Raw genomic sequence first — 12,961 nt, forward strand, 5'->3', positions numbered from 1 at the left:
CCCTACTGGAGTCAACGCCCGCCCACCGCGGGTTGCCAGACAAATGACTCCAGGCCGGTCTCCGGGCTTGCGAGGGTCATGAACGCATCGCCTTCCCATGCGCGTGGCGCACAGTGGCGTATCGATGCGGTCGCTCGCTTACCGTTGCGGGGGCAGCGTCGGACTTCAACCGACTTCCCGTTTCACCTCACGCGCGGCGGCGTGAGACACCTGAAGCGGGGCGGATATGACCACCCACACCCGCTCAAGTCAAGGCGCGGGGGTAATTGTGGGAGGCGCTTTAGCGGCGATTGCTCGTAGCCTGGATTGGCCGCAGGCGTAATCCGAGTTGCTAATTGTTGCCCGGCTCATCGATGCGCAGCTCCGGCAGCGCCCTGCCCGCCACCAGACGCTCATCGACCAGGCGGATCACCGCCGCCTCGTCCTGGATGCCGTACCACTCACCCTGTGGATAAAGACTCGCGGTCGGGCCCAGGTCGCAGGGGAACTGGCACTGGCTGCGGGTGATATGCACCCCGCCCTCGCACTCCAGCTTGCCGGCGCTCTTGAGCCGCTGGCGCAGGGTTTTCCACAGGCCCAGCGCACCCTTGCGCGTGCAGCGCGGGCCATTGCACAGCAGCAGGCGCTGCGCATGTGGTGGGATCTGCGACCAGGCGTGGTGCGCAGGAACGGGTGGCACGTCGCTGCAGGGGATATGCGCTTCACGGCGTTCGAGCAACGCGCCCAGGCCATCGAGCCAGGCATCTTCCATGGCGCTGCAAACCACGAATACCTCGCTCCCGTTACCGCGTTCGGCGATGCACTCGCGCAGCCAGTCGCGGTGCGCGGCATCGGCGCGTGGCTCCAGATCGACCACCAGCACCGGGCGTGGCGCCTCGATGATGGCCTGCCAGAAGCCGTCCTGTTCCGTGTCATGCAGATGCGCCTCACCCAGCAGCGTTTCGATACGCTGTTGCAGACGCTCGGACGATGCACCGCGCCCCAGGCCGGGGCCGATGAACAGGATGCGCGCGTAAGGGGCTTGGCTCATGACAGTCTCCAAAAGGGCCGGCAGTCTAGCAGCGCAACGGCAAGCGTAGGGCGGCTGCAACCCGCCAGATCGGCAGTGGCGGGTTTCACCCGCCCTACAGAAGCAGCGCTTCGCCCCAGGCATCCAACTCAGTGAACTCGCACGGCACCGCTGGCAATGGCAGGCGGCGTTGCGTCAAGCGTAGGGCGGGTGCAACCCGCCAGACCGGCGGTGGCGGGTTTCACCCGCCCTACAGAAGCAGCGCTTCGCCCCAGGCATCCAACTCGGTGAACTCGCACGGCACCGCTGGCAATGGCAGGCGGCGTTGCGTCAAGCGTAGGGCGGGTGCAACCCGCCAGACCGGCGGTGGCGGGTTTCACCCGCCCTACAGAAGCAGCGCCTCGCCCCCAGGCATCCAACTCGGTGAACTCGCGCGTCACCACTGGCAATGGCAGGCGGCGTTGCGTCAAGCGTAGGGCGGGTGCAACCCGCCAGACCGGCGTTGGCGGGTTTCACCCGCCCGACAAGGACAGCGCCTCGTAGAGAGCGTCCAACTCCGCGAACTCACGCGTTACCACCGGCAACTGCGGGCGACGCAACAGCAAAACTGGCAATCCAAGCTCACGGGCGACCTGCAGCTTGGGTTCGGTGGAGGCGCTGCCGCTGTTCTTGCTCACCAGCACGTCGCAGCGGATACGGGCGAACAGGGCGCGCTCCTCATCCAGCGAGAACGGCCCACGTGCACCGATAATCTCGGCGCGCGGCGGCGCCGGCTCGGCCTGCAGGCAGCGTACCGTCCAGTGCTGGTGGGCAGGAATCTCGTGCAAATGCGCCAGCGGCTCGCGGCCGGAGGTAAAAAATGGCCGTTCGAACGGCGCAAGCGCGCGGGTCAGCTCATCCCAACCGTCCACTTCGCGCCAGTCGTCATTCGCGCCGGGCTGCCAGCCGGGGCGGCGCAGGGCCCAGCAGGGCACACCGGCGATCTCGGCGGCGCGGGCGGCGTTATGGCTGATCTGCGCGGCATAGGGGTGGGTCAGATCCAGCAGCAGCTCGATGTCTTCGCTCACGATAAAGGCCGCCAGGCCTTCGGCACCGCCAAAGCCGCCGACGCGCACGCGGCAGGCCAGATCGTCCGGCACGCGGCCGAGGCCGGCCAGGCTGTAGACGGTCTCCGGCCCCAGGCGGCGGGCCAGGCGCAGCGCCTCGGTGGTACCGCCTAGCAGCAGGAGTCGCGCCGTCACGATTTATAGGCCGCCAGCAGGGTGATCGGCAGCGCCGCGCGCCAGGTGTCGAAGCCGCCCAGCGGCTGCGCCTGAGCCACAGTCAGACGCAGCAGCTCGCCACCGTGCTGCTCGCGGAAATTCACCAGCGCTGCCTCGCTTTGAATGGTCACGGCATTGGCCAACAGACGCCCGCCCGGCTTGAGCGCCGCCCAGCAATCATCGAGCACGCCAGGCACGGTAACGCCACCGCCGATAAAGATCGCATCCGGCGCCGGCAACCCAGACAAGGTCTCGGGTGCATGCCCGGCGACCAGTTGCAGGCCGGGTACGCCGAGCGTGTCGCGGTTATGGCGGATATGTTCCTGGCGCCCCTCGTTGGCTTCGATGGCGATGGCCCGGCAGGCCGGGTGTGCGCGCATCCACTCGATGCCGATGGAGCCGCAACCGGCACCGACATCCCACAGCAGCTCGCCGGGTAGCGGGGCCAGGCGCGCCAGGGTGACCGCGCGCACGTCGCGCTTGGTCAGTTGGCCGTCGTGGCGGTAGGCCTCGTCCGGCAGGCCGCAAGTTGGTGGCAACAGTTGCGCCCCGGCATCAGCCAGGCACTCCACGGCCAGCAGGTTGAGATCGGCACCGCGTGGCAGGTTCCAGCTCGCGGCCAGGCCATCGATACGGCGCTCGTTGGGGCCGCCAAGGTGCTCCAGCAGATTCAGGCGGCTGGCGCCGAAACCGCGCGCACGCAGCGCTTCGGCAACCAGCGCAGGCGTATCGCCATCGGCGCTCAATACCAGCAGGCGCGTACCGGGATACAACCGGGCGTTGAGCGTGGTCAGCGGCCGGCCGACCAAGGAGACCACCTCCACCTCCTGCAGCGGCCAGCCCAGACGCGCCGCTGCCAGCGACACCGAGGACGGCGCCGGCAAAACCTGCAGTTCGTCGACCGGCACCTGGCGCGCCAGGCTGGCACCAACGCCATAGAACATCGGATCACCGCTGGCCAGCACGCACACCGCCTCGCCACGCCGGGCCAGCAGCGGTTGCAGATCGAAGGGGCTCGGCCAGGTTTCCCGCTCGCCCGTGATGCACGGCGGCAACAGCGCCAGCTGGCGCGGTGCACCGACAATACGCGTGGCCGCCAGCAGGGCACGGCGCGCGGCCTTGCCCAGGCCGGGGTAGCCGTCTTCGCCGATGCCGACCAGGGTCAACCAGGGTTTCATCCAATGTCCTCGCACAGGCCCGACGGAGCGCCTGTCCGCGCTCCGGGCAAAGCGGGCATAATAGCGCCTTCGTCGGTGCCCTTGAGTCGATACGACTCAGTAAAGGGCCTAAGGAAACTCTGAAATAGTCGTCATTCCCGCGCAGGCGGGAATCCAGAATCTCAGTACTACCTGGGCTCCCGCCTTCGCGGGAGTGACGGTAAATGGCCATTTCAGAGTTTCCCCAAGAGGGAACACGGTAAAACCGTGGCTGCCCCCGCAACTGTAAACAGCGAGTCCAACGCAATCGGCCACTGGAAACAGGCCGCTGAAAAACGTAAGCGAGGCAGGCAAGACAAGGCAAAAACGACCGAAAAAGCGCAGTTTACGTGTTGTAAATGAGCATTTTGAGGCCGTTTTTAACGCCGTATTGCCAACGCAGATAGTTTTTCAACGGCCTGTACCGGGAAGGCGCAGCGGATCATGACCTGTCAGCCAGGAGACCTGCCGACGAACGCTGGTCGCGAGTGCCAACATCGGGCGGGGTGTACCGATGCCATGGAGTCCCCTATGGGATTTCGCTGGTTCGGTCACCGCGTCGTTATCCACAGGTGACCGCTTGCCCACATCCGTCCGCCCTTCCGCCTGCCCCGGCCTGCTGCGCATCGTCCCCGCGCTCGATGGTGGCATCTGCCGCATCAAGCTTCCTGGCGGCGTGCTGCGCAGCGCCCAGGCGCGGGCAATTGCCGAGGCGGCCAGGCACTGTGCCAGCGGCGTGCTGGAGCTGACCAACCGCAGCAACCTGCAGATCCGCGGCGTGCTGCCCGGCCAGGAAAACGCGCTGATCGACGCGCTGCTGAGCGCCGGCCTGGGCCCGCGCGTGGCCGCCGCCGACGATGTGCGCAACCTGCTGCTCAGCCCCGCCGCCGGCCTCGACCCGCACATGCGGATGGACGTGCGCCCAATGGCCGGCCAGTTGCTCGACCTGCTGCAGGACACCCCGGCGCTGCATGCCCTGTCGCCCAAGTTCGCCCTGCAACTCGATGGCGGCGAAGCCCTGGCCGTGCGCGAACACCCCCACGACCTGTGGCTGGCGGCTGAAGACGAGCAGCATCTGCTGCTGGGACTGGCCGGCTGCCCTGGCGATGCGCCCGTCGCGCGCGTCGAAGCGAGCCAGGCGCTCGAACTGGTTCGCCAACTGCTGCTGCTGTTCCTCGAACTGGCCACGCCCGAGCAGTCGCGCATGCGCCAGTTGCTGACGCAGATCCCGGCCAACGAACTGCTGCAGCGCCTGCAGGCGCGCCTGGATTTTGCCCTGCAGCAGGCCCCGGCCACGTGGCAGCCCGCCGCCACCGTCGAGCGCGCGCCGGCGGGGATTTATCCACAGGCGCAGAGCGGCCTGTGCATGGTCGCTGCTGGCGCCCAGCTGGGCCGGTTGCACGCCGAACAACTGACCACGCTGGCCGAGCTGAGCGAGCGCCATGGCGATGGCGAGCTGCGCCTGACGCCCTGGCAGGGTCTGCTGCTGGGCAACGTCCCCGAAGCCCGCGCCCGCGAACTGCTGGCTGAGCTGGACCAGCTGGGCCTGCTGACCCAGGCCGACGAGCCGCTGCTCGGCCTGGTCGCCTGCACCGGTTCGGCGGCCTGCGCGCGCGGCCTGGCCGACAGCAAGCACCACGCCCTGCATCTGGCCGAGCTGCTGCGCGCAAGCGGTACCCGCCCGCAAGTGCACCTCAGCGCCTGCCCGCGCAGCTGCGCCAGTGCCCGTGTGCAGCCCTACACATTGCTGGCCAGCACGCCCGACCACTACCAGCTCTACCAACGCACGCCCGAGACGCCCGGTTTCGGCCGTCTGCTGGCGCCGGCCATGACCATCGACGAGGCCGGCGCCTGGTTCGCCCGCCAACATCCCGCAGGAAAACCCGATGCTTGATTACATCCGCGACGGCCAGGAAATCTACCGCCGCTCCTTCGCCACCATCCGCGCCGAGGCCAACCTCGACGGCATCCCCGCCGACCTGGAGAAACTCGCCGTGCGGGTGATCCATGCCTGCGGCATGGTCGACGTGGTGGAAGACCTGCGCTTCTCCCCCGGTGCCGGCGCGGCCGGCCGTGCGGCGCTGCTGGCCGGCGCGCCGATCCTCTGCGATGCGCGCATGGTCGCCGAGGGCATCACCCGCCCGCGCCTGCCGGCGAACAACCAAGTGGTCTGCACCCTGCACGACGCCGGCGTGCCGGAGCTGGCCCGCGAACTGGGCAATACCCGCTCGGCGGTGGCCCTGGAGCACTGGCGCGAGCACCTGGAAGGCAGCGTGGTGGTGATCGGCAATGCCCCCACCGCACTGTTCTACCTGCTGGAAATGCTCGACGCCGGTGCGCCCAAGCCGGCACTGATCATCGGCATGCCGGTGGGCTTTATCGGCGCGGCGGAATCCAAGGATGCCCTGGCCGCAGACAGTCGCGGCGTGCCCTACGTGATAGTCCGTGGCCGCCGTGGCGGCAGCGCCATGGCGGTGGCCGCGGTCAACGCCCTGGCCTCGGAGGTGGAATGATGGCCGGTCGCCTACTCGGTCTCGGCGTCGGCCCCGGCGACCCCGAGCTGCTCACCCTCAAGGCCTTGCGCCTACTCCAGTCGGCGCCGGTGGTGGCCTACTTCGTGGCCAAGGCCAAGCACAATGCCGGCCACGGCGGCAATGCCTTCGGCATCATCGAGGCCCACCTTACCGAGGCGCAGCAGCGCCTGCCGCTGGTCTATCCGGTGACCACCGAGAAGCTCGCCCCGCCGCTGTCCTACGAGGATGTGATCGCCGACTTCTACGACACCTGCGCCGAGCAGATCGCCCGGCTGCTGGACGCCGGCCAGGACGTGGCGGTGATCTGCGAAGGCGACCCGTTCTTCTACGGCTCCTACATGTACCTGCACGACCGCCTGGCCGACCGCTACGAAGTGGAGGTGGTGCCCGGCGTCTGCTCCATGCTCGGCTGCGCCTCGGTGCTCGGCACGCCGCTGGTCTACCGCAACCAGAGCTTGAGCGTGCTCTCCGGCGTGCTGCCGGAAGACGAGCTGGAACAGCGCCTGCGCGACGCCGAAGCGGCGGTTGTGATGAAGCTCGGGCGCAACTTCGACAAGGTGCGCCGCGTGCTGCGCAAGCTCGGCCTGGACGACCGCGCCCATTACGTCGAACGCGCGACCATGGTTAGCCAGAAGATCGTGCCGCTGGACGAGGTAGAGCCCATGGATTCGCCGTACTTTTCCATGATTCTGCTGCCTGGGCAGAAATGGCGGGGGTAATGCCGTAGGGCGGGTGCAACCCGCCTGCAGCGAGCTGGCGGGTTGCACCCGCCCTACCCGTCTCAAGACCGTATACGGATGCACCCCGGGAAACCCATTCCCCGGATTGCAAGGATTTACCGCATGAACATCGTCATCCTCGGCGCCAGTGCGCTGGCCACTGCACAACGTCTCAAGGCGCTTTATCCACAGGCGGAGATCCAAGGCCTGCGCGGGCGTGCCGACGGCGCCGAGCGCCATTACGACGAGTTCGGCGAGCACCTGCGCACCCTGTATCGCGCCGGTCAGCCACTTGTGGTGCTGTGTGCTGCCGGGATCGTGATTCGCAGCCTTGCCGCGCTATTGGCCGAGAAAGGCGCCGAGCCGCCGGTGCTGGCCCTGGCAGAGGATGGCAGCGCCGTGGTGCCGCTGCTCGGTGGCCTGGCTGGGGTCAACCGCCTGGCCCGCGAGATCGCCGCGCACCTGGGTGTGACGCCGGCCATCACCACCAGCGGCGAGCTGCGCTTCGGTACCTGCCTGCTGGAACCACCGGCCGGCTACGCGCTGGCCGACCTACAACAAGGCAAGCGCTTCGTCAGCGACCTGCTCGGCGGCGAGACGGTACGCATCGAAGGCCAGGCGCCCTGGCTGGACGATGCGCAACTGCCTGTGGATAACGCCGCCAGCCGGGTCATCCACATCACCGCGCAGGCGCGCCCGGCGCAACCGGACGAACTGTTGATCCACCCGCGCTGCGCCGCTGCGCTGATCGAGCGCCCCGGCGCCGACCTATCGGCTCGCCTGCAGCAGGCGTTGAGCGATGCCAACCTGGCGCCGCAAGCGCTGGCCGTTCTGCTCGCGGACAAAAGCTGGATGGCCAACGCCGAACTGCACGCCACCGCCGCCGAGTTGAAGCTGCCACTGCGCTTTATCCACAGCACATCCGAGCTACCGCCCGAGCACCATGCCAGCGACGGCCTGCGCCTGCTGCTGAGTGAACAACCGCTGGATATCGAACGCCTCGGCCAGCGCCGTGGCCGCCTCAGCGTGGTCGGCCTCGGCCCCGGCGCCGCCGAACATATGACGCCCGCCGTGCGCCGTGCCCTCGACGAAGCCGAAGACCTGCTCGGCTACGACACCTACGTGAAAATGGCCGGCCCGCTGCGCGCCGATCAATGCGTGCACCCCAGCGACAACCGCGAGGAGCTGCAGCGCGCCGCCCACGCCTTCGAACTGGCCGCCAGCGGTCGGCGGGTGGTGATGATCTCCTCGGGCGACCCTGGCGTGTTCGCCATGGCCGCTGCCGTAATGGAGGCGCTGGAAAACCCGCAAAGCGAGACCTGGCACAGCATCGAGCTGGAAGTACTGCCGGGCGTTTCCGCCGCCCTGGCTACCGCTGCTAAGGCCGGCGCGCCGCTGGGTCACGACTTCTGCCTGATATCCCTGTCCGACAACCTCAAGCCCTGGGCAGTGATCGAAAAGCGCCTGGAGCACGCCGCCGCAGCCGATCTGGCCATGGCCTTCTACAACCCGATCTCCAAGTCGCGCCCCTGGCAGCTCGGCCGCGCGCTGGAGTTGCTGCGCCAGCACCGCACGCCAGAAACGCTGGTGGTGCTCGGCCGCGATATCGGCCGCCCGGCCGAAGCGCTGCGCACCCTCACCCTCGGCGAGCTGACGCCGGAGCTGGTCGATATGCGCACCCTGGTGATCATCGGCTCCAGTCAGACCCGCCGCTTCCCGCGCGCCGATGGCGGCGAGTGGGTCTATACGCCGCGCTGGTATCCCGATCTGTAGGAGCCCGCTTGCGGGCGATACAGCACCATCGGATACCTTGATCGCCGGCAAGCCGGCTCCTACGAAAAGCGCGTCTGCGCGCACCTTACAGACCCACGCACCAAGTGCCGGTATCCCAACCCGTAGGAGCCCGCTTGCGGGCGATCCAGCACCGTCGGACACCTTGATCGCCGGCAAGCCGGCTCCTACGAAAAGCGCGTCTGCGCACACCTTACAGACCCACGCACCAAGTGCCGGTATCCCAACCCGTAGGAGCCCGCTTGCGGGCGATCCGGCACCGTCGAACACCTTGATCGCCGGCAAGCCGGCTCCTACGAACGGCGCGTCTGCACAAACCTTCTAGCCCTGCGCGTCGGACGCGCTAAGCTCGGGCGTTCACAGCAACGACAGGCAACAGGCGATGAACGCGCAATCATGGGTCGACCTCAAGCAGGATGCCGATACCGGCATCGAGGTGATCCGCGCGCATTTCGAGGGGCACGCCTACGATCCACACTGGCATGACAGCTACCTGATCGGCTTTACCGAGCAGGGTGTGCAGCAGTTTCATTGCCGCCGCGCGCTGTTCAGTAGCGTGCCCGGCCAGACCTTCTTCCTCGAACCCGGCGATATCCATGACGGCCACGCGCCGACGCCGGGTGGCTTCACCTATTCCACGCTCTACCTCGAACCAGCCTGGCTGGAAAAGGCATTGCCGGGACTGTTCGAGCAGGCACCCGCCGACTGCCTGCCCGGCGTGCGGCGCACCCAGCCGGACGATCCTGGCTTGCTGCCGTGTATTGCCAACGCCCTGCAGGCGCTGCGCGACGGCGAGCCACGCATGGTACGCGACGCCACGCTGGATGCGCTGCTGGAACGTATCTCGCGCAGTCTGCACTGGCGCCAGCGCCTGTCGGGCAACCCACAGATCGCCAGTGTGGCCCTGCGTGCTCGCAATTATCTGCATGCGCACTTTCACCAGAACATCGGCCTCGACGAACTGGCGCGATTCTGCGGCGTCGACCGGCGCCAGGGCTTGATCCAAGGCACTGGCCTGCAACTGATCAACCCCAAGACCTGGCTGATGAGCGTCTCGGTCACGGCGATCTTCCTCGACGGCCAGGCCTCGTTCGGCGCGGTGGCGAGCTATGCGACGCTGTTCCTGCTGGTATCGACGCCCTGCCTGCTGGTCTGGGGTGTGCTGGGCGTCGGCGGCGCGCGCCTGTTGCGGCAACCGGCCCGGCTGCTGTTGTTCAACCGCAGCATGGCCCTGTTGCTACTGGCTTCAGTGTGGCTGCCGCCGCTGGCAAGCCTGTAGGAGCGTCGCCCCGGCGCGAAGCAATTGCAGCCGGCTATTCGCCACATTCGCCGCGAGGCGCGGCTCCTACAACGCGCCGCCCTGACGGCGGAAGGCGCCAGGCGCAACACCGAAGCGCTGGCGGAACAGCTTGCCCAGGTGACTGGCATCGCTGACGCCGATCTCGTCGGCAAGTTGCGCCAGGCTGTGGCTGGAGTTGAGCAGACGCCAGCGCACATGTTGCAGGCGTAGCTCATTCCAGTATTCGCGCGCACTCATGCCCTGGCTGGCCTGAAACAGGCGATCCAGCTGACGCCGGCTGATGCCGACACTGGCCGCCAGCTGCTCGATGCCATCGGCACTGGCCAGGCCGTGGCGCATCAGGGCGATGGCGCGGTCTACATGGCGCTCGCCGCTCGATGTCGTGTGCAACGAGCGCAGCGCGTGCTGGCCACTGCGCGTTTCGTCCACCAGCATATCGGCCAAGCCCTTGAGCGCCCGTGCCCGGCCGCTGCCCTGAGCCAGCAGTTCCACCGCCAGATCGATGGCTGCGGTGCCGCCGGCGCAGGAAATCCGCGCACCATCAAGGCAATACAGACGCTCGCGAGCCAGGCGCAGCTGCGGAAAGCTGGCACGGAACTCCGCCTCATGGCGCCAGTGCACCGCCACCCGATGACCGTCGAGCAGGCCGCAGGCGGCGAACAGGAAGCTGGCATTGTCGATCGCCACCAGCTTCACCCCAGCGCGGGCTGCGCGACGCAGCAGCTGCTGATAGGTCGGCGCCAGCGCGGCAGTGGCCTGCGCGTTGCGCCCGCCGAACAGCACCAGATAGTCGTAGTCGGCCAGCTTCAGCTCGTCCGGCGTGGCCTCGATACGCAGCGCCGCACCGCTGCTGGACAGCACATGCCCTGGTTGCAGGCCGAGAATCGTCCAGGTGCAGTAACGCTGGCGACTGTAGTCCTCGTCGTCGGCGCTAAAACGCAACTTGTCGAGAAAACCACCAAACGGCAGCAGGGCGAACTCCGGCAAGGGCAACAGGAGAAAACGCAGATCGGGGCTTTCGGCCATGTTATGTCCAGAATCAACTGCTAGATAGCCAGAATCTACCTTATTCAAGTACCTGCCGCTGACTAGACTGGCCGCGCCCAAACAGGAGACCCGCATGGCTCTAGAACTCTGGCTCGTCTACTTCGTCGCCACCCTTGGCCTGGCTCTGACGCCCGGCCCTAACAGCCTGCTCGCGCTGACCCACGGCGGGCTGTACGGCGCACGCATGGCACTGGCCACCATTCTTGGCGGTGTGGTCGGCTTCAGTACCTTGATCGCACTGGCCATGTTCGGCCTCAGTGCGCTGCTCAAGACCGCGCCCAACGCGCTGCTGGCGCTGAAGTGGATCGGCGGCGCCTACCTGATCTGGCTGGGCGTGCAGCTGTGGCGCTCGCCACCGATGAACCTGACCCTGGCCGACAGCGGTGTCCGCCCCAGCGCCAGCCGGCTGTTTCGCCAAGGCCTGCTGTCGGCGCTGTCGAATCCCAAGGTGATCCTGTTCTACGGCGCCTTTCTGCCACAGTTCGTCGATCCGCAGCGCGGCCTGGCCGTTCAGTTCGTGGTGATGGCAGCGACCTTCGCCGTGGTCGAGTTCCTCGTCGAACTGCTGCTGGCACTACTGGCGTTTCGCGTACGCCCCTGGTTGCAGCGCGGCGGCAGCGCCTTCAACCGCAGCTGCGGCGTGCTCTTCGTGCTGATCGGTGTAGCGCTACCGCTGGCGCGCTGAGCACGCCCGACATCAGGCCTTGAGCGCCTCACCAATCGCGTAGTAATGCCCACCGGCCACGTGATGCAGGCTGCGCAGGCTCGGGTCGGCCGTTTCGAAATGCCAGCGGCCATCGCGGAACACGCGCTCGTCGGCCCAGGCGGCGATCACCTCGCCGATGAACAGGTCGTAGGCCTGCTGGTTGTGCGGCTCATCGATCAGCCGACAGACCAGCCAGGCCGAGCAGCCCGCCACCAGCGGCAGGTCGTGGTCTTCCATGGTGAACAGCTCGACGCCGGTATGGGCCAGCTTCGCCGGGTCGGCGGCCAGGCTGGCGTTGCCCACCGCTTGGGTCAGTTGCAGCTGCGCCACGGTCGGCACCTGGATGGCGAACAGGCCGCTACCCTCGATCAGCGCGCGGGTGCGGGTGGCCTTGTCCAGCACCACGGTGAGTTTCGGCGGATCGAAATCCAGGGCGCAGCACCAGGCTGCCGCCATGACGTTATCCACAGCCTGATGACGCGCCGACACCAGCACGGTCGGCCCGTGGTTGAGTAGACGGTAGGCCTTGGCCAGGTCGACGGAATGAATGGACGCGCTCATGCAGACTCCTGAAAGCGAAAAAGGCGCCTGCATGCTGGCTCGGGTGAACCAGCATCGCAAGCGCCTGCAACAGCGGTTATGGATCAGAACTCCTGCGTGGTCGGACGCAGAACGATCTCGTTGATGTCGACGTCAGCCGGCTGCTCGATGGCGTAGGCAATGGCGCGTGCCACCGATTCCGCCGGAATCGCCTGCTTGTAGAAGTCGACGACGAAGTCGCGGCTCTGCTGGTGCGAGCTGCCGAACTTCAGCTCCGAATCCACCGCGCCCGGCTCGATGGTGGTGGTGCGGATGCTGCCGCCCACTTCATGGCGCAGGCCTTCGGAGATGGCGCGCACGGCGAACTTGGTGCCGCTGTAGACGGTACCACCGGGGCTGAACACCTTGATCCCGGCCACCGAGGCGATGTTGATGAAGTGCCCGGCATTCTGCTGCTGGAACACCGGCAGCGCCGCGGCGATGCCGTACAGCACGCCCTTGATGTTGATGTCGATCATGCGCTCCCACTCCTCGACGCGCACATCGCTCATCGGTGCAATGGACATAAGGCCGGCGTTGTTGATCAGCACATCGACGCGGCCGAAGGTGTCCAGTGCGCCCTGGATCAGTGCCTTGACCTCGTCGGCGCGGGTCACGTCGGTCTGGTAGGCCACGGCCTCGCCACCAGCGGCAACCAGTTCGCTGACCAGTTGCTCGAGACGCTCTTTGCGCCGTGCGCCCAGCACCACCTTGGCGCCCAACTTGCTCAGATGACGGGCGGTGGCTTCGCCCAGGCCGCTGCTGGCGCCGGTGATGACCACGACCTTGCCGGAAATATTGTTGCTCATGGGTAAGCC

12 protein-coding genes and 2 riboswitches are annotated in these 12,961 nt (G+C 67.2%); of the genes, 6 read left to right on the forward strand and 6 right to left on the reverse strand.

All coding sequences use genetic code 11. From position 1 onward, the window contains the following. Nucleotides 1-35: 35 nt before the first annotated feature. Nucleotides 36-229, reverse strand: a riboswitch (cobalamin riboswitch). A 102-nt stretch (nt 230-331) separates the two neighbouring features. From DBO86_RS23835 to cbiE, 3 genes are all read right to left on the reverse strand, one after another. Further along, on the reverse strand, nt 332-1,030 hold the full coding sequence (locus DBO86_RS23835) for a (2Fe-2S) ferredoxin domain-containing protein (RefSeq protein ID WP_108235048.1): 699 nt from the start codon (nt 1,028-1,030) through the stop codon (nt 332-334). A gap of 491 nt (nt 1,031-1,521) precedes the next feature. Continuing rightward, nucleotides 1,522-2,250: a cobalt-precorrin-6A reductase gene (locus DBO86_RS23840; RefSeq protein ID WP_108235049.1), complete on the reverse strand. Its 729-nt coding sequence runs from the start codon at nt 2,248-2,250 to the stop codon at nt 1,522-1,524. Further along, the gene (gene cbiE, locus DBO86_RS23845) at nt 2,247-3,449 is read right to left on the reverse strand and encodes a precorrin-6y C5,15-methyltransferase (decarboxylating) subunit CbiE (protein WP_108235050.1); all 1,203 of its coding nucleotides are present in this window, start codon (nt 3,447-3,449) and stop codon (nt 2,247-2,249) included. Before cbiE ends, DBO86_RS23840 begins: the two co-directional genes overlap by 4 nt. 180 nt (nt 3,450-3,629) lie before the next feature. After that, nucleotides 3,630-3,954: riboswitch (cobalamin riboswitch) on the forward strand. A gap of 93 nt (nt 3,955-4,047) precedes the next feature. Here cbiE and cobG point away from each other — a divergent pair. The 5 genes from cobG (at nt 4,048) to DBO86_RS23870 (ending at nt 9,790) form a co-directional block, all read left to right on the forward strand. Beyond that, nucleotides 4,048-5,361: a precorrin-3B synthase gene (cobG, locus tag DBO86_RS23850; RefSeq protein ID WP_108235051.1), complete on the forward strand. Its 1,314-nt coding sequence runs from the start codon at nt 4,048-4,050 to the stop codon at nt 5,359-5,361. After that, a complete protein-coding gene (locus tag DBO86_RS23855; RefSeq protein ID WP_108235052.1) occupies nt 5,354-5,980 on the forward strand; it encodes a precorrin-8X methylmutase in 627 nt (208 codons plus the stop codon). Before cobG ends, DBO86_RS23855 begins: the two co-directional genes overlap by 8 nt. Beyond that, nucleotides 5,980-6,720 carry a precorrin-2 C(20)-methyltransferase gene (locus tag DBO86_RS23860; RefSeq protein ID WP_108235053.1) on the forward strand — a complete coding sequence of 247 codons (741 nt, stop codon included), beginning with the start codon at nt 5,980-5,982 and terminating at the stop codon, nt 6,718-6,720. Before DBO86_RS23855 ends, DBO86_RS23860 begins: the two co-directional genes overlap by 1 nt. 123 nt (nt 6,721-6,843) lie before the next feature. After that, the gene (cobJ, locus tag DBO86_RS23865; protein ID WP_108235054.1) at nt 6,844-8,493 is read left to right on the forward strand and encodes a precorrin-3B C(17)-methyltransferase; all 1,650 of its coding nucleotides are present in this window, start codon (nt 6,844-6,846) and stop codon (nt 8,491-8,493) included. 400 nt (nt 8,494-8,893) lie between these two features. Continuing rightward, complete coding sequence (locus DBO86_RS23870) at nt 8,894-9,790, forward strand: AraC family ligand binding domain-containing protein (RefSeq protein WP_167399159.1); 897 nt, start codon at nt 8,894-8,896, stop codon at nt 9,788-9,790. Between the two features lie 66 nt (nt 9,791-9,856). On the opposite strand, the gene DBO86_RS23875 is transcribed toward DBO86_RS23870, so the two are convergent. Then, nucleotides 9,857-10,837 carry a GlxA family transcriptional regulator gene (locus tag DBO86_RS23875; protein ID WP_108235055.1) on the reverse strand — a complete coding sequence of 327 codons (981 nt, stop codon included), beginning with the start codon at nt 10,835-10,837 and terminating at the stop codon, nt 9,857-9,859. Nucleotides 10,838-10,931: 94 nt separating this feature from the next. Here DBO86_RS23875 and DBO86_RS23880 point away from each other — a divergent pair, with 94 nt between their 5' ends. Further along, nucleotides 10,932-11,543, forward strand: coding sequence for a LysE family translocator (locus DBO86_RS23880; protein WP_108235056.1), 612 nt, complete (start codon nt 10,932-10,934; stop codon nt 11,541-11,543). A gap of 12 nt (nt 11,544-11,555) precedes the next feature. Here the strand turns inward: DBO86_RS23880 and DBO86_RS23885 are convergent, their stop codons facing one another. Then, nucleotides 11,556-12,125, reverse strand: a complete 570-nt coding sequence (locus tag DBO86_RS23885; protein WP_108235057.1) for a flavin reductase family protein — start codon at nt 12,123-12,125, stop codon at nt 11,556-11,558. Between the two features lie 83 nt (nt 12,126-12,208). After that, nucleotides 12,209-12,952 carry an SDR family oxidoreductase gene (locus tag DBO86_RS23890; protein ID WP_074856643.1) on the reverse strand — a complete coding sequence of 248 codons (744 nt, stop codon included), beginning with the start codon at nt 12,950-12,952 and terminating at the stop codon, nt 12,209-12,211. Nucleotides 12,953-12,961: the final 9 nt, after the last annotated feature.

It is taken from the genome of Ectopseudomonas oleovorans, from assembly GCF_003052605.1.
Classification (GTDB): Bacteria; Pseudomonadota; Gammaproteobacteria; order Pseudomonadales; family Pseudomonadaceae; genus Aquipseudomonas; species Aquipseudomonas oleovorans_A.